The 20,501-nt window shown below is 38.0% G+C and carries 24 protein-coding genes; 15 read left to right on the top strand and 9 right to left on the bottom strand.

Translation table 11 applies throughout. The annotated features are described in order from the left end of the window. The first annotated feature begins 244 nt into the window (after positions 1–244). Positions 245–2,242, top strand: a complete 1,998-nt coding sequence (locus tag LC040_07880) for a methyl-accepting chemotaxis protein (GenBank protein WLR52801.1) — start codon at positions 245–247, stop codon at positions 2,240–2,242. A 459-nt stretch (positions 2,243–2,701) separates the two neighbouring features. On the opposite strand, the gene LC040_07875 is transcribed toward LC040_07880, so the two are convergent. Continuing rightward, entirely contained in the window at positions 2,702–2,959 is a 258-nt protein-coding gene (locus LC040_07875) for a hypothetical protein (GenBank protein WLR53359.1), read from the bottom strand. Here LC040_07875 and LC040_07870 point away from each other — a divergent pair. From LC040_07870 to LC040_07835, 8 genes are all read left to right on the top strand, one after another. Next, positions 2,900–3,100, top strand: a complete 201-nt coding sequence (locus LC040_07870) for a uracil-DNA glycosylase (GenBank protein WLR52800.1) — start codon at positions 2,900–2,902, stop codon at positions 3,098–3,100. The two genes, LC040_07875 and LC040_07870, sit on opposite strands and share 60 nt — an antisense overlap. Then, positions 3,097–3,849, top strand: a complete 753-nt coding sequence (locus tag LC040_07865; GenBank protein WLR52799.1) for a (S)-benzoin forming benzil reductase — start codon at positions 3,097–3,099, stop codon at positions 3,847–3,849. The genes LC040_07870 and LC040_07865 overlap by 4 nt, the downstream gene beginning before the upstream one ends. 127 nt (positions 3,850–3,976) lie before the next feature. Next, positions 3,977–5,305 carry an NAD(P)/FAD-dependent oxidoreductase gene (locus LC040_07860; protein WLR52798.1) on the top strand — a complete coding sequence of 443 codons (1,329 nt, stop codon included), beginning with the start codon at positions 3,977–3,979 and terminating at the stop codon, positions 5,303–5,305. Next, positions 5,298–6,293: a class I SAM-dependent methyltransferase gene (locus tag LC040_07855; GenBank protein WLR52797.1), complete on the top strand. Its 996-nt coding sequence runs from the start codon at positions 5,298–5,300 to the stop codon at positions 6,291–6,293. Before LC040_07860 ends, LC040_07855 begins: the two co-directional genes overlap by 8 nt. A 66-nt stretch (positions 6,294–6,359) precedes the next feature. Further along, positions 6,360–7,508: an NAD-dependent epimerase/dehydratase family protein gene (locus tag LC040_07850; GenBank protein WLR52796.1), complete on the top strand. Its 1,149-nt coding sequence runs from the start codon at positions 6,360–6,362 to the stop codon at positions 7,506–7,508. A 13-nt stretch (positions 7,509–7,521) separates the two neighbouring features. Further along, positions 7,522–8,658: a glycosyltransferase family 1 protein gene (locus LC040_07845; protein ID WLR52795.1), complete on the top strand. Its 1,137-nt coding sequence runs from the start codon at positions 7,522–7,524 to the stop codon at positions 8,656–8,658. An 8-nt stretch (positions 8,659–8,666) separates the two neighbouring features. Next, the gene (locus LC040_07840) at positions 8,667–9,113 is read left to right on the top strand and encodes a GtrA family protein (protein WLR52794.1); all 447 of its coding nucleotides are present in this window, start codon (positions 8,667–8,669) and stop codon (positions 9,111–9,113) included. A gap of 145 nt (positions 9,114–9,258) precedes the next feature. Beyond that, the gene (locus tag LC040_07835; protein ID WLR52793.1) at positions 9,259–10,620 is read left to right on the top strand and encodes an FAD-linked oxidase C-terminal domain-containing protein; all 1,362 of its coding nucleotides are present in this window, start codon (positions 9,259–9,261) and stop codon (positions 10,618–10,620) included. A 56-nt stretch (positions 10,621–10,676) separates the two neighbouring features. Here LC040_07835 and LC040_07830 read toward each other — a convergent pair whose 3' ends face one another. Next, complete coding sequence (locus tag LC040_07830; GenBank protein WLR52792.1) at positions 10,677–10,949, bottom strand: hypothetical protein; 273 nt, start codon at positions 10,947–10,949, stop codon at positions 10,677–10,679. Positions 10,950–11,255: 306 nt separating this feature from the next. Between LC040_07830 and LC040_07825 the strand changes: the two genes are divergently transcribed. Next, positions 11,256–11,711: a chemotaxis protein CheX gene (locus LC040_07825; protein ID WLR52791.1), complete on the top strand. Its 456-nt coding sequence runs from the start codon at positions 11,256–11,258 to the stop codon at positions 11,709–11,711. A 94-nt stretch (positions 11,712–11,805) separates the two neighbouring features. Then, positions 11,806–12,561 carry an NRDE family protein gene (locus LC040_07820; GenBank protein WLR52790.1) on the top strand — a complete coding sequence of 252 codons (756 nt, stop codon included), beginning with the start codon at positions 11,806–11,808 and terminating at the stop codon, positions 12,559–12,561. Between the two features lie 41 nt (positions 12,562–12,602). Here the strand turns inward: LC040_07820 and LC040_07815 are convergent, their stop codons facing one another. The 4 genes from LC040_07815 to queF all read right to left on the bottom strand — a co-directional run bounded on the left by LC040_07815 (position 12,603) and on the right by queF (position 14,614). Beyond that, on the bottom strand, positions 12,603–13,073 hold the full coding sequence (locus tag LC040_07815) for an Hsp20/alpha crystallin family protein (GenBank protein ID WLR52789.1): 471 nt from the start codon (positions 13,071–13,073) through the stop codon (positions 12,603–12,605). A 112-nt stretch (positions 13,074–13,185) separates the two neighbouring features. Further along, positions 13,186–13,659, bottom strand: coding sequence for a thioredoxin domain-containing protein (locus LC040_07810; protein WLR52788.1), 474 nt, complete (start codon positions 13,657–13,659; stop codon positions 13,186–13,188). Between the two features lie 3 nt (positions 13,660–13,662). Further along, positions 13,663–14,088, bottom strand: a complete 426-nt coding sequence (locus LC040_07805; GenBank protein ID WLR52787.1) for a disulfide oxidoreductase — start codon at positions 14,086–14,088, stop codon at positions 13,663–13,665. 130 nt (positions 14,089–14,218) lie between these two features. Then, entirely contained in the window at positions 14,219–14,614 is a 396-nt protein-coding gene (gene queF, locus LC040_07800; protein WLR52786.1) for a preQ(1) synthase, read from the bottom strand. Positions 14,615–14,835: 221 nt separating this feature from the next. Between queF and LC040_07795 the strand changes: the two genes are divergently transcribed. Further along, a complete protein-coding gene (locus tag LC040_07795; protein WLR52785.1) occupies positions 14,836–15,306 on the top strand; it encodes a hypothetical protein in 471 nt (156 codons plus the stop codon). A 35-nt stretch (positions 15,307–15,341) separates the two neighbouring features. Here the strand turns inward: LC040_07795 and LC040_07790 are convergent, their stop codons facing one another. The 3 genes from LC040_07790 to ectA all read right to left on the bottom strand — a co-directional run bounded on the left by LC040_07790 (position 15,342) and on the right by ectA (position 17,697). Next, positions 15,342–15,749, bottom strand: a complete 408-nt coding sequence (locus LC040_07790; GenBank protein WLR52784.1) for an ectoine synthase — start codon at positions 15,747–15,749, stop codon at positions 15,342–15,344. A gap of 43 nt (positions 15,750–15,792) precedes the next feature. After that, positions 15,793–17,082, bottom strand: a complete 1,290-nt coding sequence (gene ectB / locus LC040_07785; protein ID WLR52783.1) for a diaminobutyrate--2-oxoglutarate transaminase — start codon at positions 17,080–17,082, stop codon at positions 15,793–15,795. 90 nt (positions 17,083–17,172) lie between these two features. Continuing rightward, positions 17,173–17,697 carry a diaminobutyrate acetyltransferase gene (gene ectA, locus LC040_07780; GenBank protein WLR52782.1) on the bottom strand — a complete coding sequence of 175 codons (525 nt, stop codon included), beginning with the start codon at positions 17,695–17,697 and terminating at the stop codon, positions 17,173–17,175. A 453-nt stretch (positions 17,698–18,150) separates the two neighbouring features. Between ectA and LC040_07775 the strand changes: the two genes are divergently transcribed. The 3 genes from LC040_07775 (at position 18,151) to LC040_07765 (ending at position 20,377) form a co-directional block, all read left to right on the top strand. Continuing rightward, complete coding sequence (locus tag LC040_07775) at positions 18,151–18,921, top strand: sporulation protein (GenBank protein ID WLR52781.1); 771 nt, start codon at positions 18,151–18,153, stop codon at positions 18,919–18,921. A gap of 179 nt (positions 18,922–19,100) precedes the next feature. Further along, positions 19,101–19,328: a winged helix-turn-helix domain-containing protein gene (locus LC040_07770; GenBank protein WLR52780.1), complete on the top strand. Its 228-nt coding sequence runs from the start codon at positions 19,101–19,103 to the stop codon at positions 19,326–19,328. Between the two features lie 188 nt (positions 19,329–19,516). Continuing rightward, entirely contained in the window at positions 19,517–20,377 is an 861-nt protein-coding gene (locus LC040_07765; GenBank protein ID WLR52779.1) for a fructosamine kinase family protein, read from the top strand. Positions 20,378–20,501 lie beyond the last annotated feature (124 nt).

The raw sequence follows: 20,501 nt of genomic DNA, 5'->3' as shown, positions 1-20,501 counted from the left end.
TCCCTCCTAATCTTTAGTTTGGCATGTATTCCATAAATCATAGTAGGAAATTATTTCTCGGGAAAGCGCAAGAAGCGACAAAATTTTATTCCCAATTTAAAGAAAACAATTCTGAAAATTTTTATAACATGGCTATGTTGTTTATTGTGATATAATTTTTACATCATTTTCATCAAGTAACAAAAAGTTAAAAAAATACCTTAACTTGTTTAAAACTTAGGAGGAAAGGGGCTAATACTTTCGAATGAAGCATTTACATACAAAATTAATCATTATGTTCGCAGCACTTATTTTTGTTACGTTAACTGCTGTTTCAGTAATCACATCTACCCAGCTAAAAAAAGAAATTGGCTCTGATGCTTTGCGGCAAGCTGAAGGAAATATTCGTAATATGGGAAAGACAATCGATTTGTACTTGGAGAAATATTCGACAGCACTGCTACGTTATGAAACAGATGAAACGGTTAAGCAGTATATCGCAAACGTTTCAGAACAATCAAATATGACAAATACAATGATGAGAAATAGCTTGAAGAATTATATTGAGGTAAATCAAAACGTAAATTTAATTTATATCGGTACACCTGCCAAAACGATTATGCTCGAGCCGGATATTTCGGAACAACTCTCCGCTGATTTCGATCCAACTACCCGTCCGTGGTATCAATCAGCCAAAAGTGCTCCGAGTGAAGTTATTTGGACAAAGCCTTATATTGATGATGCGACAAATGAAATAACAATTACAGGATCAAAAGCGATTATTGAAAATGGAAAGGTTATTGGTGTGATTGGGTTAGATTTGAATTTGGATAACGTGGCGAACATTATTAATAACTCGCAAACAGGCTACGATGGTTATTCAATTCTTTTAGACCAAGAAGGTACAGCACTTATACATCCAGATAAGGTAGGAGAAAATTTAACGGATTATTCATTTATTAAGGAGATTTACGCATCTAATACAAAAGAAGGAAGTACTGAATATACAGTGGATGGAGAAGAACGCATTCTCGTCTATGATCAAGTTGAGCATACGAATTGGATTGTTGGAACTGTTTTTGCGAAGAAAGTTTTAAATCAAACAGCTAATAATGCTCAATTTACAATTTTCATTATCTCAGCAATTTCGGTTATTGTTGCTTGTTTTATTGTTTATTTTGCTGCGAAATATTTAGTTAAGCCACTTGTACATTTGAAAGAGCAAGTAAACCGTGTCGCTAATGGGGATTTAACTGCACATGCTGATGTGAATTCTCGAGATGAAATAGGGAAATTAACAATGCATTTCAATGAAATGGTCAAGCAGATGAGAAGCTTGATTATGACAGTTGAGCAGTCAGTCGACCAAGTGCGTACCTCTGCAGAAAGCTTTAGCACAGTTACGGAACAATCCAGTACATCTGCAAGTGAAGTAACGAAAGCAGTTGCCGAGATCGCAGATGGCACACAGGAAGCAAGTGCAGATGTTGAAAGTACCAATCAGCTTATGATGAAATTGTCTGAACAAATTGAGAATGTGAATAATTTTACAACAGAAATGGACAAGCTTTCACACAACGCTGAGGGAATTACAAACGAAGGTATTAGGCAAATGGATGTACTGCGTGATAAATCGAATGAGTCAGACGAAGTAACGGCAAATGTTGAAAAGGTTATTCATCATCTGGCTGATAAGATTAAAGAGATTGGTCAAGTGATCAACTCCATTAATGATATTTCTGCCCAAACAAATTTGCTGGCATTGAATGCTTCAATTGAAGCGGCTCGTGCTGGGGAACACGGTAAAGGATTTGCAGTTGTTGCTGAGGAAGTGCGCAAACTAGCTGAACAATCTGCAATGGCCACTGATTCAGTCCGAGATATCATTACAGGCATACAAGAAGAAGCGAATCTTGCTGTTTCAGAAATGGAGCATACGAAAGCGATCTCTTCTGAACAATTAAAAGTTGTTCATGAAACGGAAAAAGGCTTTAAAGGAATTGCAGAAATGATTCATAAAATGATTCATGCAACCGAGCATATCTCATCTGAGATGGGCCAAATTAATTTGAATAAAAATGAAGTTGTCGCTGCTATTCAAAGTATATCCGCAATGCTGCAGCAAACAGCAGCATCATGTGAAGAGGTAAGTGCCTCAGCTGATGAGCAAGTGAAAGCCTTGTATTCAATTGTTGATTCAGCAGAGAACCTAAACCGTTCGAGTGAACAGTTAAATGTACAAATTCATAAATTTCAAGTGTGAGAATGAACCGTCCATTGATGGCGGTTTATTTCATTAAATGTTGTATAAACTAACTGTAAATATGAAGGGGGTAATAATATGACGAATAAACCAAACCGACCTCAAAAAACGAACACGGATTTTGGCAATCAATTTTCAGGAAAAAAACCAAACAAAGAAACAAAAAACAATAAACCGAACAAAGAAGAATAACGATTAGTGGTAAAACTACGGTTTAATAGAGGTCTGTAAATGCAATTAAGTTTACTGACTATAATTGGTTAATCGCCTATCACACCTGTATGACTTCGGTAACTTTATCGGACAAATGAAATAAGAGTGATTTAATCATCCTCATATAGGTGATGAATGGATTATTTATAACATATTAGAAAAAGAACAATACCAGCAGTTGAATGACACGTAGACTCCTGCGGGAACCGTGACTAAGTGAGACCCCACAGGCGTGCCCGAGGAGGTCTATAAGGAACAAGGAACCTCTGCTAAAGTCGCCACGTCCTGTGGCAACGCAGACGCCAGCACATCCTGTGCAAGTGCGGAAAGCGAAGTGTCATTCAACTGCGGCGGCTTTAACATATATTCAGAGGCCTCCCACTTTGGGGGCTTTTTCTTATTCAATGATTTGAGTAAATTGCAAGAAGTCGGTAAAATAAGGTTATGAAACGAACTAATCATCAAAACAAGCGTATTAATTGCTTTAAATGCAAATATTTTCAAACCACATGGAATCCTCAATTTCCGAGAGCTTGCAAGGCATATGGGTTTAAGACGAAACAAATGCCGTCAGATTACGTTTTTCATGCTTCAGGGAAGCAGTGTCAATTATTTGAAGAGAAACATGTAGGAGGCAAACGATGAACATTTATCTCATTACTGGCAGTTCGAAAGGTCTTGGAGAAGCATTTGTGAAAACAGTACTTAAAGAAGGTAACATCGTATATGCCATTGCTCGTTCTAAAAGTGAAAAGCTGGCTACGATACATACGCAAGGCAACGGAATACTTGAACAGCTTTCCTATGACTTATCCGACATTTCAGGTCTATCAGCTTTTATGAATTCGTTGTTTGGAAGAATCCCATTAGAGAAAGCAGATACGATAACGTTAATTAATAATGCTGGAATTGTGGAACCGATGAAGCCGATTGAACGATGCAACAGCGCAGAAATTGAAAGAAGCTTTCAAGTGAATACAGTAGCCCCAATGGCGTTGACAAGTGAATTTTTGCAGCATACAGAAGAATTCAAAGGGAAAAAATACATTTTAAACATTTCTTCAGGTGCCGCAAACCGAAGCGTATATGGATGGAGTGTGTATAGTGCTACAAAAGCAGCGCTGGACCGTTTTACAGAATCTGCAGCATTAGAAGAACGAGAAAAGGAGAATCCGACAAAGATTATTGCTATTGCACCCGGTGTGGTTGATACAAATATGCAGTCACAAATCCGCGCTACAAATAAGGATGATTTTAAGGATGTGGAGAACTTTCGTAGTTTAAAGGAAAACGATCAACTATTAAAGCCAGAGGCGGTAGCTGAAAAGTCATTAAAATGGCTAATGAGTAATGCTAGTGACAATGGCGTAGTTTACCATATTCGAGATTTATAAACCTTGTGGCAGAGCCCAAGGTTTTTTTATATATTTCGTTAAAATTTCATTTACCATAATTATTTTAGAGCACATTCATTTGTTTCAATTATACTATTCTGTGGAATCTCCTTGTTACAGGCAGGTGATGAAGGTGAAAAGAGAAGTATTGATTTCAGGTGGGGGTATCGCTGGGCTGACACTTGCTTTAAAGCTTGTAAAATGTGATATTCCTGTAACTGTCATTGAACAACAAGATAAACCATCAAAGATGTACAAAGGAGAGCTTCTGCAACCAAAAAGTCTTAGTATTTTTGATTTACTTGGATTGCTTGAACAAATTAAAGAAGACGGGATGTCTTTTTACAAAGTAAACGTGAAAGAGCTTCGAAAGCATGAGGGCCATTGGCGGACAATTGGGACATCATCACTTAACTATCAAATTCTTTCATCAAATTATAACTATGCCCTTATGATTCCGCATGAACGATTGAAAGAAATGATTTTTGATGAACTAAAAACCTATGAAACATTTGAATATATCAGTCCAGGCAGATTTCAAGGTTTTGATGGAACAAAGGCAAAAGTGAGAATCGGAAATGAAGTCCAGCAAATCGATGCCCGCTTCTATGTTGGCGCAGAGGGAAGGCAATCACCGATGCGAAATGCGATGAATGTATCCATGCACCATACAAAATATAACCATCACTTTTTAACTGTTACGTTTCCTCGTCCAGAGCACTTGCAAGAAGGAGAAATGATTACAACAAAGGATCGGTTTCTTGGCATGTTTCCACTTAAAAATAATGAGGTGCGTACGGTCTACCTTATTAGACCTCAAGAATTTAAAGGGCGAGATAAGAGAGAAATGCTGCAAGAGTTTTATGAACGATACATTGACCTTATGCCAGAATTAGATGGCTATGTACAGCAAATTAGACAGTGGCGGGACATTCAGCGAATGATTCCATTTGCTTACCATGTTGACCGTTATGTAAGAAGAAATTGTGTATTAATTGGAGATGCTGCTCACACAGTCCATCCAATGGCAGGTGAAGGTATGAACCTTGCGATCCAAGATGCTGATGTGCTTGGGGAGCTTTTCTGCTGGATGTATGAAAATAACAAGCTAGATGAGCATTATTTACAGTGGTTTGAAGATGTCCGTAAGCCTCGAGCTGAATATGTAAGTAAGCTTAGCCATCAATCTGCGCTTATGTATTCCTTCCCATCTCGTGTTTTTCAAAGAGTCCGCCTGCGAGGTATTAAGAAAACAGAAGAAGATAAGAAGCTTCATTTAAAACAAATGTTAAATATATCAGGGCTTGGCTTATGGCCAAACCATCTTCATGACCGCTTCATCCAAGTAGGTTTACTGCCAGCCCGGGAATTAGAAGTAAGCGAACGACCATATATCTTTTCAACTGATGACGATTACCCATGGCTCAAACTAGAAGGAGATGAACTTGATGATTAAAGAGCTGATCAGAGTATCCAAAGCCCGTAATTGGATGAAAAAGAACAGTCCTTTTCTATATTCGTGGCATGCTTATGTAGGTTATGAGCTTGATCTATTTGCTGCGTTTAAGAAAGGCGCGACGATCGAAGAAGTGGCACACAGTCATGGCATACAACGCGATTTACTGAGAAGGTGGGCTGAGGTAGGGGTTTCATTAAAGCATTTAAAAGAAAAAGGTAACAATAAGTATAAGACATCAAGTCATAAAGTGAAAACATTGCGCCAAGATAATCCGAAAACAGTCGGAGTTTTATTGAAAGAAATGATGGAGCTTCACATTCCAACCCTGCTAGAATATCCCGAATATATGAAAAATAGAAGCCGCGCTACCTTTGATCATGAAAAGCATGGTGCAACGGTAGCAGAAACATCAGCATTACTAGAACAGTTTGTCTTTTTTAAATTGAAGAAACTTGTTAAAGAACATAACCTATCATCTGTACTTGATGTCGGATGTGGAACGGGAGGGTATTTACAGCGTTTGGCTGTAGCTTTTCCTGAGCTGGCAATGCTAGGAGTTGACTTGAATGAAGAAGTAATTGAAACGGCTCGAGCTCGAACACATGACGAGATGAAGATCAAGTTTATGTGTGCAGATTTGCAGACGTTCACACCAACTGACAAGATTGACTTAGTCTTAGCGAATAATGTGTTGCATTATATTGAACCAACAGAAAGAGAAGCTTTTTTTTCACGTTTAGAAGGCTGGCTCACTTCAAATGGGCGAATTTTTATGATCACGCCAATCTATCAATCAAAGCACGGAAAAAAATTTTCGAATGCATTTAATAGCTTCTTTACAGCATATGATAATCTGTATCCTTTGCCAAGCTTGAAGACACTTGAAGAATTTGCACAGAATAATGGATTAAAAGTAGAGAAGATCTGTCCAATTATTCGTGAGGGAGGCTGGTATTATCTTGTTTTTAAAAAAGCACCTCGATAAACGAATGTTTCATGTTACAATTAATGCTGTGTGAGTGAAAAAAGCAGTTATATAGGAGGAGAGAAAATGAAGATTATCGTTGCCGGCGGAGACGGCTTCTGTGGATGGCCGACCGCACTTTATCTATCCAATCAAGGACATGACGTAGCAATCATTGACAGTATTATCCGACGTAAATGGGACGACGAATTACGTTCAAATTCTTTAACACCTATTGCAACACTCGAGGAACGTACACAAAAATGGAATGAACTAACAGGGAAAACAATTAAAACCTATATCGGCGATTTAAATCATTATGATTTTCTCCGAGAAGTTCTTCGTCAAGAACAACCTGATGCATTTGTTCACTTCGCTGAGCAGCGTTCTGCACCATACTCAATGATCGACCGTGAGCATGCTGTTTTTACTCAAGTGAATAACGTTGTAGGGACATTGAATGTCTTATACGGCATAAAAGAAATCGCACCTGATTGTCATCTTATTAAATTAGGAACAATGGGTGAATACGGTACACCGAATATCGACATCGAAGAAGGATACATAGAGATTGAACATAAAGGCCGCAAAGATACGCTTCCTTATCCGAAACAGCCAGGCTCCATGTACCACCTTTCCAAAGTACATGATAGTCACAACATCATGTTTACATGTAAAGCATGGGGAATCCGTGCTACAGACTTGAACCAAGGTGTTGTATATGGACTGCACACAGATGAAACAATGATGGATGAGATGCTGAATAATCGTCTTGATTATGATGGGGTTTTCGGTACAGCATTAAATCGATTCATCATTCAAGCAGCAATTGGACATGATATGACTGTATACGGAAAAGGCGGCCAAACACGTGGCTTCTTAAATATAAAAGACACGGTACGTTGTATTGAAATTGCAGCAGAAAATCCTGCTGATAAAGGTGAATTCCGCGTATTTAATCAATTTACAGAAGAGTTTTCTGTATTGGATTTAGCGAAGAAAGTACAGAAAGTGGCCAAAGAAAAGGGTCTTGAAGCAAATGTTGCCCATATCGAAAATCCACGGGTAGAGCTTGAAGATCACTATTTTCATGCTGTGAACACAAAGCTTCGTGACTTAGGGCTTGAACCCAATCTGTTAACAGATGAAGTAATCGGCGGAATTTTAGACGAAGCATTAAAACATAAAGACCGTGTTATTAAAGAAAACGTCCTTCCGAAAGTATCTTGGAAATAACAGGAGAGATGATATGAAGATCGCAATTGTCACCGAAACATTTCTGCCCTCAACAGACGGAATTGTGACACGACTTTGTGAGTCGATAAAGTGGCTGCGAAAAGAAGGACATGAAATTTTAATTATTGCGCCAGATGGGGGCGTCTATGAATATGAGGGAGCAAGAGTGGAAGGAGTGCCGCCGCGCTCCTTCTTCCTCTATAAGAATAAAAAATTTGCATATCCGAGCCGAAAAGTAAAGGATGCTTTGGATAAGTTTTCACCTGATCTTGTGCATGTTGTGAATCCTGCATTTTTAGGTGTTTCAGGCATCTATTATGCACGGAAACGGAAAGACCCACTTGTTGCTTCTTATCACACAAATGTACCGAAGTACGCTGATTATTATCGTGTTTCATTTGTAAAACCGGCGTTATGGTGGTTTTTTCGTACGTTGCACAACCGAGCAGATATGAACTTATGTACATCTCAAACGATAAAAGATGAATTGGATGGAAAAGGATTCAAAAATGTGCACCTCTGGACACGTGGTGTTGCTGTGGAACGATTTGGTCCTGAGAAAAAAACGACTGACATGAGGAACCGATTAACAGGCGGAAACCCTAATAAAACGCTTCTTCTGTATGTGGGCAGACTTGCACCTGAAAAGGAAATTGAAAAAATCAAACATGTAATTGAAAAGAAACAAAACTTCTGTCTTGCTATAGTTGGAGATGGACCGCACCGTGAGCAGCTTGAAAAACACTTTGCCGGTACAGATACAGTATTTACTGGTTTTATGCACGGTGAAGAGCTTGCCGAGGCTTATGCATCAGCCGATGTTTTTGTGTTTCCATCTACAACAGAAACGCTTGGTTTAGTCATCTTAGAGGCAATGGCTTCAGGGCTGCCGATTGTTGCAGCTGACAGCGGGCCAACCCGGGAACAAATTGAGCATGAACAAGACGGTCTTCTTTACAACCCTGATGAAGCAGGGAGCTTTTCGAAAACATTACTTCGCTTAAACGATGAGTCCTTTCGTCAGCAGCTTGCAAAAAATGCTTACGAAACAGGTCAAGATTTTGGCTGGGACAAGCCTTCCCGGCAATTATATTCATTCTATCAAGAGGTTTTGGCTTCACAGCCAGCACTTGTGAATGAAAACTTTTAGGTGAAACTATGAAATGGTTTAAACGCCAAACACATGGTGCCGTTCAATTTGCGCAATTTGGTTTTATTGGCATATTGAATGCGCTTGTCGACATCGGCAGCTTAAATTTATTATTATGGCTATTTCCAACTGATGAGCGTGCTTTACTTGTCACCTACAATACAATTAGCTACACGCTTGCAATTTTAAATAGCTATTTTTGGAATTCAAAGCTGACATTTAAGCATCATGCTGCTTACACGAAGAGAGAGAAAGTAGCATTTGTCATTCAAGCACTTGTCGCATTACTTATTAGTAATATCGTTTTTATTAGTGTCGTTCAATTATTAGAACTCACATCTCTACGACCTTTTGTAGCACGTAATATTTCAAAAGGATTAGCGATGTTCCTTTCTTCAACAGCAAGTTTCTTTTTCATGAAATTTTTTGTGTTTAAGAAGAAAGGCGTTTCATAGCTCGAAGCATTTGCTTCGAGCTATATTTTGTTAATAGGAAGTTCAGCTTAAAGTTTCGACTATTTCAGATAACTTATCCTTTCCGAATACTCAGAAAGTTGGTATAATCTCATCATTCGAACAGTACGTTAAAGGGGGAAAGAGCTTGACTACATATGAAGCAATTGCTGCCGTCATTGGCGAAGAGCGTGTTACAGATAATGAAACAATCCTCGAACAGCATGGAAAAGATGAGTCTGGGCATGAAGGGGTCCTGCCTGAAATTGTTGCTTTTGTTAAGACAAAGGAAGAAGTTCGAAAAATACTCGTCTATGCGAATGCAAAAGGAATCCCAGTTACACCCTTTGGGGCGGGATCAAGCCTTGAAGGTCATATTATTCCTGTAAAAAGAGGGATCTCACTCGATTTTTCATTGATGAATGACATTATCGAAGTGTATCCTGAAGACTTTCTTGTTAAAGTCCAGCCAGGTGTAACAAGAAAACAATTAAACAAAAAACTTAAAAAATATGGCTTATTCTTTCCAGTTGACCCAGGAGCAGATGCAACATTAGGTGGTATGGCTGCTACAAATGCAAGTGGAACGACATCTGTTAAATACGGTATTATGCGTGATAATGTAAGAAATTTAGAAGTCGTTCTTGCAGATGGGCGGATTATCCAAACAGGTGGTATGGCAAGAAAGTCATCATCTGGCTTAGCATTAAACGGATTGTTTGTAGGTTCGGAAGGTACTTTAGGGTGCTTTACAGAGTTGACAATTCAAGTCTACGGCATCCCTGAATATATCGCTTCAGCCCGAGCGTCATTTGAAGGAGTGGAGGATGCGATAAATGCTGCTAATAGCTTTCTATCAGCAGGCATTCCGATTGCTCGCTGTGAGTTTGTTGATGCCGAAACAGTGAGACAAGTTAATCAATATAATGGAACCAGTTATCCTGAATACCCAATGCTAATGTTAGAATTTCATGGCAACGAACCAGGCGTGAAGCAAGATATTTCTTTTATGAAAGAGATTGCAGTGGAATTCAACTGTAAGGAAATCTTTTTTGAAACCAATTCAAAAAAGGTTGCTGAGCTATGGGAAGTTCGCCATTTAATGTCTTATGCCTATATTCATTCATATCCTAAGAAAAAGTTTATGTCTACTGATGTATGTGTCCCGCTCAGTTCACTAAGTGAAGCAGTGACTTATGCGAGAGAAGCTCTTGATGAAACAGGAATCGTCGGGGGCGTATTTGGGCATGTAGGGGACGGAAACTTTCACACCTTAATGATGGTTGACTTTCAGAATGAAGAAGAGTATGCGAAAGCAAAAGCTTATAATCAAAAGCTTGTAAATGAGGCACTGAAATGTGGAGGCACATGTACAGGAGAGCATGGTGTTGGCATTGGGAAGCGTCAATACCAACAAGAAGAGCATGGCACAGCATATTCGGTGATGACCGAGTTAAAAAGAATGTTTGATCCTAATAATATTTTGAACCCTGGCAAAATATATGAATAACCGAAACAACCGCTTAAAAATTAAGCGGTTGTTTTATGTGTATGAGATTGATCGAATTAGACAATTTGCAAAAGGTTTTCTCGTTGAAAGAGATTGCTGATGCGATGATCAATCAGACTATGGATTTGTCGAATATAAACGACCTTTAAGGCTGGCTTAATAGCCAAGCTATTCATAAATAATTGGATTTGTTTATCAATGTAACGAACCACTTGGTTTTTGTAAAACATATGTTTAAGTTGGACTTGATTTTGTACATCTTTTAGCAATTCAAAGGCAAATTGAATGATTGTATAATCATCCTTTGTCATAAATTCTTGAACAGTCATGATCATCCCCCCTTAACGTTAAAAAACTCAATATTACTATTCTTTATCTTATGATTTAAGAGTTAATTCGTGTTAGCTTATATCTAATCTATACCCTAAAACAGATTTTGTAAACCTTTAGTTAAGAAATGTTACAAATGTTACATGATTGTAAATTTATTTTTAATCTATTTTATTTTATGCAGTTTTTATACAAAAATTCATTTAGTTTTCAATATTCCTTCTATTCTCATTTAAACTTTTGTAATAAAATAGAAAATGTGTATAAAAAAGATAAACATGTATGTTGGGGATGGGGGAATTGGTATGACAGCTACAAAGCAGATCACAGATATTATGAATTGTGCGATTAAATCAATGAAAGCAGTTATCCCGTTGGATATTCAATTAAAAAAGCCAACACTTGTGACACAGCCGGTTATCCAAAATGATATCGGTGTATTAATTGGTATTACTGGAGACTTACGAGGAAGGCTCATTTTGCGGAGCGAGAAGGAAACGTGCAGTCATATCGGTCAATCAATGTTTGGAATGCCGATTGAAGGGGAAATGCTCCCATCATTTACAGGAGAGCTTGGAAATATGATTGGTGGAAACCTTGCTACATTCATTGAACAAGAAGGTTTCACAATTGATATTACACCTCCGACTGTAATTGAAGGGCAATTCAATATGTATGGCATGAAAATGGCGCTTGAATTATGCACGCTTATTGACGCAACAAAGAAAATGGACTTAATCCTTGCTCTAGAAGATAAATAAAAAAATTAATGTGAAGCACTGATCAAGTTAGGTTTTTTAAGAAAAAGTTTTTACCTGTTATAATGAGGAAAACGTATACAAAGGACGATGTCATATGTGCTTGATTTTATTAGCTTATCAAGTTGATAAAACATATCCCCTCATTGTAGCAGCAAACCGAGATGAGTTTTATAAGCGGCCAACAGCTCCTGTTCATTATTGGGAAGATGCCCCATATGTACTTGCTGGAAGAGACTTAGAGAAGCATGGTACGTGGATGGGTATTACAAAAACAGGGCGGTTTGCCGCATTAACAAATTATCGAAATCCAAATGAAAAGTCGAAATTACGCTCACGTGGTGAAATTGTTTCCCGATTTTTAAAAGGAAAGATGTCTACAAAAGAATATGGGGAGCAATTAAAAAGTGAGCGAGCTGACTTTCCTGGTTATAATGTATTATTCGGTTCAGATGATCATCTCATGGTGTATTCGAATGTAGACAATCAATTAATACCATTGAAAGCAGGTATATATGGTCTAAGTAATCACCTGCTTGATACGCCATGGCCTAAAGTTGAGAAAGGAAAGTCGGGACTTAAGAAAGCGATAAGAACAGGCTGTAAGGACGAAGAATTGTTTCAAGTACTTTCAAACGCTGAGCCTGCTCCTGATAAGCTTCTTCCTCAAACTGGTGTCGGGGTAGAGTGGGAACGGAGATTGTCACCTCTCTTTATTACTTCACCTGATTACGGTACAAGAGCATCGACAGTCTTAAAGATAAATAAAGATAGCAAAGTCCACCTTGTAGAACAAACATTTACTTCAGAAGGACAAATTGATCAGCGTCAATTTAACTTCCAGTTAAGATAACAACACCCCGCTTTTATCATTATAAAAGCGGGGTGTTGGCGTTATTCATCAATTTCAATTGTTCGTTTTTTACGCTGCTGTTTCGGTGTTCGGATTGTAAGAATACCATTTTGGTAAGAAGCCGTTGTTTTCTTTTCTGAAACTGGGAAGGGAAGCGGGATAATCCGTTCCATTCTCTGGACTCTTCGTTCCCGTTTGTAATAGCTTTTTAATTCATTTTCTTCCTCAACTATTTCATTATTTAAGACCGAAATTTTTATCATATCATACATCGGTTCAATTGTAATTTGCTCTCGGTTTACACCTGGAATATTTGCTTTGATGACAATATCATGCTCTGTTTCATACATATCTACAGGAAATGTCGCATTGAAAGGAGCTTGATGAAAAAATGAATCAATTGAGTCTAGCATAGTACGTACAGGTCGTTGTTGGAAAAACTCATCCAGCTGTTTTATCAAAGGATTCAGTTGTTCATTAGAAAAAGGTTTGCGTTTTTCTTCATCAGTCATTTCACTTCCTCCTTAAAATCAAACTCTCCTTCTTTAACATATGAAGTAAGCTGTGTAATTTGCTTGTTTACATTAAAAAAAGAGATTGCCTTAAAAAGCAATCTCAAATCATTTATTCTTTTTCATGAAATTGAGCAAACCATTTTTTGAATGTTTCTGCGTCATGATAGCCGGAAATACGATAGGCTTCCTTACCGTCTTTAAAATGAATTAAAGTAGGCGTTCCTTCAATCGCATAATCATCCCAGCCTTGTTCAAACTCAAGCACATTATACATTTTCATATCGACACCTAATTCATCGGCAACTGGCTTTAAGACAGGCGTCGTCTTTTTACAGTGCCCACAAGTAGGGCTATAAAAATATACGGTTACATCTTCATTATTGTCTAGCTTAGTTTGAAGTTCATCAGGAAGAATATAGTTACCGTAATTCGGATCATCCAGCTGTTTCACTGTTTCTGGATGTAATTCATCCTTACCAAAAGGGTTATTTTCTGCTTTTTGGGAGTTCGACATGTTCGTTAACACGCCGAGGAGCACAAAAAGCGCAACGATTACCCCTCCAAAGATAAGCAATTTTTTCATGTTTTATTTACTCCTTTCGTTTCGCCAAACTGAAAATGTTGCTGCAATAATGATAATGAAAGCTGTCATCGCTAGAAACGGAATCGTAATAAAGCCAAACCATTGGATGTATGTACTATTACAAGGAACTAGCGAGCAAGAGCCACCTTTTTCTTGAAAGGCAGGTACCATTTGGATTAAATAATGATAAATTGAGATGACAAGTCCAATTCCACTTAATAAAAGTGCATAAATGCTTGCTTTGTAATCTTTTCTTACAATGGCCATTCCAAGGATTAAGACAATTGGGTACATTAAAATTCGTTGATACCAGCATAGTTCACACGGAATATACTGCATAACTTCTGAGAAGTAAAGGCTGCCACCAGTAGCCGTAAGAGCAGCGATCCATGCGAGGATAAGGTTATTTTCATTGCTTATTCGCCTCATTTAGTTGAATCCTTTCTTATAAAAGGTACAAACACATCTTATCGTGAAGGGGTTTTATTGACAAGTATTATGCAAAAGCTGTCTAAAACTTGTCAAAAAGAAAAGCAGCTATCGGCAACGCCGGTAGCTGCTAGTCGCGTACAGCAGTTGTTTCTAGTTCAATACCGCCACGGGCGGATTGGTAGACCGTGACTTGAACGCGTTTCGGTGCAATCGCATAAACGATATCATCTGCGATCATTGCTGCTAATGATTCGCAAAAAGCTCCTTCATTACGGAAGGACCATAAATAAAACTTTAATGATTTCGATTCAATACATTTTTTATTTGGGATATAAGAAATTTCAACTTTACCGAAATCAGGTTGTCCAGTCTTCGGACAAACTGCTGTAAACTCAAGTGCTCGAAATTTTACTTCTTGTACGTTAGGTGCAGGGAACGCTTCTTGCTTTAATACTTCACGTCCTTGCTTCGTACTTTCAGGACGTGGCATTGGCCCTGAACGGGGTAAATAATATTCGCTCATGATTAAATTCCTCCTAGTTTTGGTAGAGCAGGATTTTACGAACTGCTACAGGTAAACTGTTTTCTAATCATATCTCAAAAAATAAAGATCAGCAAATCAAAGTTATTTTAAAAAATAAAAAGCAAGTAATAAAAATTTGCTATAATGGAAAGTAGTAGGTATATTGTAATATTGGAAAGGGTTTTCGTGCATTTCCACTGTAAATAAAAGGGGGAAAAGGGATGAATTTTCGAACGTTACTATTTAACATTGAGCGTCACTGTGCAAGTGGGGAGTGGGGCCATGCACGGATTTTAATTGAAAAAAATTATGATACATTGATCACACCAGAGAAAAGAAAGCTCCTTAGCACAAATGCATTAAACTTATTGGAACATGTCGTAAAAGATTTTGAAAAGAAAAAGCAAGCACAAGCAAATAATGAAGCAAATGATCAAGTAAAAAAAGCAGATCCTGTGAATCACCACCATAAGCGGAAATTAGAAGCTGAAAAAGCAATGGAGGAACGCAGACGCCTTCATCTTATTCAATCGATTAATGATTACTGTAAAGATTTCAGCTGGAGAAGAGCAAGAAATCTAATAGAAGAAAATTTAGGGCTCCTAGAGGATGAGACATATCGCAAACGATTAAATAGCGAAGCCAAAGTGCTGTATGAAACCATTTATCAAACTCATAATGAAGCAAAATAAAAGAAGTACGGCTATTATAGCCGCACTTCTTTTATTTACTTGCTTACTTCTTCTTCGTCATCTTCAATTAATGGGTATACGCCATTTTCATCATGGATTTCTCTTCCAGTAATTGGTGGGTTAAATACACATACCATACGCATATCAGTTTCACCACGGAGTAGATGCTCATCATGCTCATCTAGTGCATAAACAGTACCTGCTTCAATTGGATACACTTTACCATCTTTCAATGTTTCAACTTCACCTTTACCTTCGATGCAGTAAACTGCTTCAAGGTGGTTTTGATACCAAATGTGTGTTTCAGTACCTGCTTTAATCACTGTGTCATGAAGGGAGAATCCCATGCCGTCTTTTCTAAGAAGTAGGCGTCTGCTGGTCCATGTGCCGCCTTCGATTGTGTTGTCAGAGTTTTGTACCTCGTCTAATTTTACGATTTTCATGTTTGGTTTCCTCCTTGGATAAGTCAATTAGTTTGTATATTGGTTAGGCCTTTACAGGTTCTTTAACTGCAGCTTTAACAGATTCCTCAATGATGCTTAATCCTTTTTCAAGGTCTTTCACTTCTATGTTAAGCGGAGGGAATAATTTAAATACCTCGCTCTTCGGTCCAGAAGTTTCCATTATTAAGCCGCGTTTGAATGCTTCAGCACAAACTTCATCTGCAAGTCCGTCTACACCAACAGCGATTCCTTGCATAAGGCCGCGTCCGCGATGCTCACCTTTTAATTCAGGATATTCCTTTACAATTTTCTCTAAGAAATCATAAACGATTTTTGCACGGTCATTAATTCCTTGCTCAAAAGAGCCGTCTTCCCAATATTTCATTGCTTCTGCAGCTGCAATGAAAGCAAAGTTATTTCCACGGAATGTACCGTTATGCTCGCCTGGCTTCCAAATATCATATTTCGGTTTGAAAAGCGTAATTGCAAACGGCTGACCATATCCGCCGATCGATTTCGATAGGCATACAATATCAGGCTCAATTCCAGCCGGTTCAAAGCTAAAGAATGTACCTGTACGTCCACATCCTGCTTGCACATCATCAATAATTAACATGATGTCATGCTTACGGCAAACTTGTTCAATTTGCTTCATCCATTCAAAGCGGGATGCGTTAATACCACCTTCACCTTGGACTGTCTCGAAAATTATTGCTGCTGGCTTATCCATGCCGCTCCCATTGTTTTCAAGGTAACGCTCGAGATACTCCACTGTGTCGAAATCATCGCTCATGAAGTTATCATAAGGCATTGATGTAGTATTTGTTAGCGGAATTCCAGCACCTTGGCGCTTGAAAGAATTTCCTGTTACTGAAAGTGCGCCGATTGTCATACCGTGGAAGCCGTTTGTAAAGCTGATTACGTTTGAACGTCCAGTCACTTTACGAGCAAGTTTTAATGCACTTTCAACTGTATTTGTTCCAGTAGGACCTGGGAACATAATTTTGTAATCAAGATCACGCGGTTTTAAGATAACTTCGTTAAAGCGTTTTAAGAAGTATTCTTTCGCCGTTGTTGCCATATCTAGACTGTGTGTCACACCATCGTTTTTGATGTAATCAAGCAAAGCTTCTTTCATTCCATCTGGATTATGACCGTAGTTTAGCGCACCAGCGCCAGCTAAGAAATCAATATATTCCTTACCATCTACGTCCCACATTTTGCAGCCCTTTGCTTTTGTAAAAACAGTTGGGAAACTGCGAACATAAGAGCGTACTTCTGATTCATACTTTTCAAAAATATTTAAGCCTTCGGATTGATTCAAAAATTCCATGTTGATGTCAAAACCTCCAATAAAATTTTCTACCTGCTTCTCTCTCTAATTCGTGCTTTTGGGTATGGGTATAAAAGGGTTTTTGTTCAGTTATTTCTTAATAGGTCCAATGCGGAATAACCGCTCAGATTCATGCTCATCACCAGGGAAATCATCTTCTTTGAAACATCCTGTCACTTCGCAATCTGTTTCAAACTTATCAGCCATGCCTCGGAATAACGATTCGGAAGGTATGTTTGAAGGTGAAACAGTAGCTTCCAAATAGCTTACATCTTTACACGCTTCACTATTTAGAAGTGCTTTTAAAATTTTTGTTCCTAATCCGTTGCCTCGGAACTTTTGGGAAACACCAATCTGCCATACAAAAACAGCATCATCTTTTTCAGGCGGTTTGAATGCTGTTACAAATCCTGCTATTTCATCATCTTTTTTCGCTACAATACATGTATCTTGATAAAATTTGCACATCATCAAGTAACTGTATGGAGAGTTTTCATCTAAAACACCTGAATCGACGACAAGCTGCCACATTTTTGCACCATCATCTACAGAAGGTTTTTCAAATGTGAAGTCAGTTTGTTGTGTACGTTCTAATACAGCCTGCTTTCTATTCATCAATCCACCTCCTATAAAATAATAGTTAGAGATTATTCTTTTTATTCATACCACGCTGAACGAAAACGAAACTTTTTTCATTTTCGTTCATAGTGATACAAACAATTTGGTGATAAGTTTTTATAATGACTTGATATTCTTTGTTGTTTATTTTTCTTATAGATTAATGCTAACGTGCTTTTAACAGAGAATCAAATTGCTTTAAACGCTAAATAAGCTTATTAAAGCCACTGACCTCTGCTAAGCACAGATAAGGATGAAAAGCTTATAAATCGCTTATAAATTCTTAATATTTTAAGAATATTGAGCATTATTACAATTGATTTGCCTTTTTTTAGGATTTTAAATTGAATGAAACAACAAAAATACAAAAAAATGAAACATTGATCAAAGAAAATCGTATTTCATATCGAATAGATTAGAGAAGCATGTACAGATGGAAGGAGAATGAAAATGTCTTTTTTTAAAAAAATGTTCGCAAGTATAGGAGTCGGAGCAGCAGAGGTAGATACACAGCTTGAGCAGGATATTCTTCGAGCAGGAAGTGATATCACAGGTAAGGTTGTGATTCGCGGGGGCAGTGTCGCACAAGATATTGATGCGATTTATCTGTCACTTAATACCACGTATTTACGGGAAGTGGATGATGATAAAGTAGAAGAGACAGGTGTGATCGGACGTTACCAAGTAACAAATCCGTTTACAATTGCACCAGATGAAGTGAAGGAGATTCCTTTTTCTTTTGAATTGCCATTAGGCACACCTGTTTCCATAGGCCGTTCACATGTATGGGTTCAAACGGGCTTAGATATAAAGATGGCTGTCGACCCAAGCGACCGTGATTATATTCGTGTGGAACCACATCCATACATGTCTGCTTTCTTTGAAGCACTTGATGAGCTTGGGTTCAAATTACAAGAAGCAGAGAATGAAGTTGCCCCTAAGATGCTTGGAAGCCGGCTGCCGTTCGTGCAAGAGTTTGAATTTATTCCGTACCGCGGGGAATTTAGAGGAAAGCTTGATGAACTAGAGGTCATTTTCTTAGCTGTTTCTGAAAATGAATTCGATGTTTGGATGGAAGTTGACCGCCGAGCTCAAGGGCTGGGTGGACTGTTTAGCGAAATGCTTGATATGGATGAAACAAAATTACGTATACGCTTAACAGCAGATGAACTTCCAAATCTAAAAGGTGAGTTACACCGATTAATTAAAGATTATAGTTAAAGCAACTAATCTAAAGTCCTAATAAATTTAAAATTATTGTAAAAAATTAATGAAAAGAGGTCTAAAGAACGATTAAACTTCCTGCAAATGACCCTTAGCGAACATTTTTTTCTTTAGTAAAATACAGGTAACAATGAAATGTTTCGAAATGTGGACGTGCAGGAAGGGGTGAAGTCGTCTTGAATTCAAGCGGATTTTGTGATGAATGTGGGCGAATTAGTGGTCAATTACAAGCAATGCTTTGTCCAACTTGTTATGAGGCAGAGCGTTCAGATTATTGGAAAATTCGTCAATATTTGTCGAAAAAACCTTATGCGAATGCGATTGAAATTGCATCTGAGACGAACATCTCGATAAGCAAAATCACCAGCTATATTAAAGGTGATGCGCTGTCTTTCCGTTCATAAATGACATCTGGTGTGCGCCCATCGTTTCGACAGCGATGGATACACGATAAATCTCATTCCCTTATGGTCCTTACTTCTTATCGAGAAGTAAGGATTTTTTTGTCGTTTCATTACGCCCATGTGCTCTTCACGACATTTGCGTTTATTTGCTTAGATAAAGTATAAATTAGTGAAAAGGAGATGAGGAAATGAAAGTGGACTTTATTAACGGAGCGGCACAACTTGGAGATAAAAGTGAAATTGAAGTTATTCATCCTGTTTCAGGTGGAGATATTAATGAGAGTTTTTATGTTCGAACAAAAGAACAGGAATATTTCGTTAAATTAAATAAAGAAGTGGAGAAGGAATTTTTTACAGTAGAAGCTCGTGGACTGCAATTAATAGCAGATACGAATACAATTAACGTGCCAAATGTGTATGGAGTTGTCAAAACAAATAGTCCGATGCTTTGGTTAGAATGGATTAATGGGGCACCAAATAAAAGCACGGATGTTAAGCTTGGAGAAAGACTAGCAAAGATGCACCTTCAGACAAAAAGTCATTTTGGTTATGATGATTTCACGTATATTGGAAAGTTACGCCAAGAGAATGGTTGGTATAATAATTGGTGTACCTATTATCGTGAACAACGCTTAGCCACTCAAGTGCGGCTTGGGGTTGAGCAGGGACTAATCCGTGGGCAGAGGCATGAACAACTTCATAAGCTTCTTGACCGTCTAGAAAAATGGATACCTGAATGTCCAAAAGGGAGTTTACTTCATGGGGATTTATGGAGTGGTAATTGGCTTGCTGGTGCTAAAGGGGAGCCGTATTTAATTGATCCTTCTGTATTATATGGTGACCATGAATTTGAACTTGCTTTTACGGAATTATTTGGCGGATACTCCAGGGAATTCTATGAGTCCTATCAGCGTGTTTTTCCGCTTTCAAAAGAATATAAAGAGCGAAAAGAGCTTTATCAACTTTATTATTTACTTGTACATTTGAATATGTTTGGTGAATCATATGGTCCCTCAATTGATCGAATTTTGAAGAAATATGTTGGATAAAATCTTGACTCTTTAGCAGAAAACCATACATAACGACTGAGCTTTTATAAAATTGACGCATAAAAGACACATCTTTATGAAAAATATGTGAAAATACAGGCCTTTTATCATGTATAATATTGTT

It is taken from the genome of Bacillus tianshenii (assembly GCA_020524525.2).
GTDB lineage: Bacteria > Bacillota > Bacilli > Bacillales > Bacillaceae_N > Bacillus_AV.
The sequence above is the reverse complement of the archived record's forward strand: the minus strand, read 5'-3'. Positions and strand labels throughout refer to the sequence as shown.

Excerpts from the sequence above, each read along its gene's own strand:
- LC040_07880 (WLR52801.1), top strand. The coding sequence starts at position 245 with ATGAAGCATTTACATACAAAATTAATCATTATGTTCGCAGCACTTATT.
- LC040_07870 (WLR52800.1), top strand. The coding sequence starts at position 2,900 with ATGAAACGAACTAATCATCAAAACAAGCGTATTAATTGCTTTAAATGC.
- LC040_07865 (WLR52799.1), top strand. The coding sequence starts at position 3,097 with ATGAACATTTATCTCATTACTGGCAGTTCGAAAGGTCTTGGAGAAGCA.
- LC040_07860 (WLR52798.1), top strand. The coding sequence starts at position 3,977 with ATGAAGGTGAAAAGAGAAGTATTGATTTCAGGTGGGGGTATCGCTGGG.
- LC040_07855 (WLR52797.1), top strand. The coding sequence starts at position 5,298 with ATGATTAAAGAGCTGATCAGAGTATCCAAAGCCCGTAATTGGATGAAA.
- LC040_07850 (WLR52796.1), top strand. The coding sequence starts at position 6,360 with ATGAAGATTATCGTTGCCGGCGGAGACGGCTTCTGTGGATGGCCGACC.
- LC040_07845 (WLR52795.1), top strand. The coding sequence starts at position 7,522 with ATGAAGATCGCAATTGTCACCGAAACATTTCTGCCCTCAACAGACGGA.
- LC040_07840 (WLR52794.1), top strand. The coding sequence starts at position 8,667 with ATGAAATGGTTTAAACGCCAAACACATGGTGCCGTTCAATTTGCGCAA.
- LC040_07830 (WLR52792.1), bottom strand. The coding sequence starts at position 10,949 with ATGACTGTTCAAGAATTTATGACAAAGGATGATTATACAATCATTCAA.
- LC040_07825 (WLR52791.1), top strand. The coding sequence starts at position 11,256 with ATGACAGCTACAAAGCAGATCACAGATATTATGAATTGTGCGATTAAA.
- LC040_07820 (WLR52790.1), top strand. The coding sequence starts at position 11,806 with ATGTGCTTGATTTTATTAGCTTATCAAGTTGATAAAACATATCCCCTC.
- LC040_07815 (WLR52789.1), bottom strand. The coding sequence starts at position 13,073 with ATGACTGATGAAGAAAAACGCAAACCTTTTTCTAATGAACAACTGAAT.
- LC040_07810 (WLR52788.1), bottom strand. The coding sequence starts at position 13,659 with ATGAAAAAATTGCTTATCTTTGGAGGGGTAATCGTTGCGCTTTTTGTG.
- LC040_07805 (WLR52787.1), bottom strand. The coding sequence starts at position 14,088 with ATGAGGCGAATAAGCAATGAAAATAACCTTATCCTCGCATGGATCGCT.
- queF (WLR52786.1), bottom strand. The coding sequence starts at position 14,614 with ATGAGCGAATATTATTTACCCCGTTCAGGGCCAATGCCACGTCCTGAA.
- LC040_07795 (WLR52785.1), top strand. The coding sequence starts at position 14,836 with ATGAATTTTCGAACGTTACTATTTAACATTGAGCGTCACTGTGCAAGT.
- LC040_07790 (WLR52784.1), bottom strand. The coding sequence starts at position 15,749 with ATGAAAATCGTAAAATTAGACGAGGTACAAAACTCTGACAACACAATC.
- ectB (WLR52783.1), bottom strand. The coding sequence starts at position 17,082 with ATGGAATTTTTGAATCAATCCGAAGGCTTAAATATTTTTGAAAAGTAT.
- ectA (WLR52782.1), bottom strand. The coding sequence starts at position 17,697 with ATGAATAGAAAGCAGGCTGTATTAGAACGTACACAACAAACTGACTTC.
- LC040_07775 (WLR52781.1), top strand. The coding sequence starts at position 18,151 with ATGTCTTTTTTTAAAAAAATGTTCGCAAGTATAGGAGTCGGAGCAGCA.
- LC040_07765 (WLR52779.1), top strand. The coding sequence starts at position 19,517 with ATGAAAGTGGACTTTATTAACGGAGCGGCACAACTTGGAGATAAAAGT.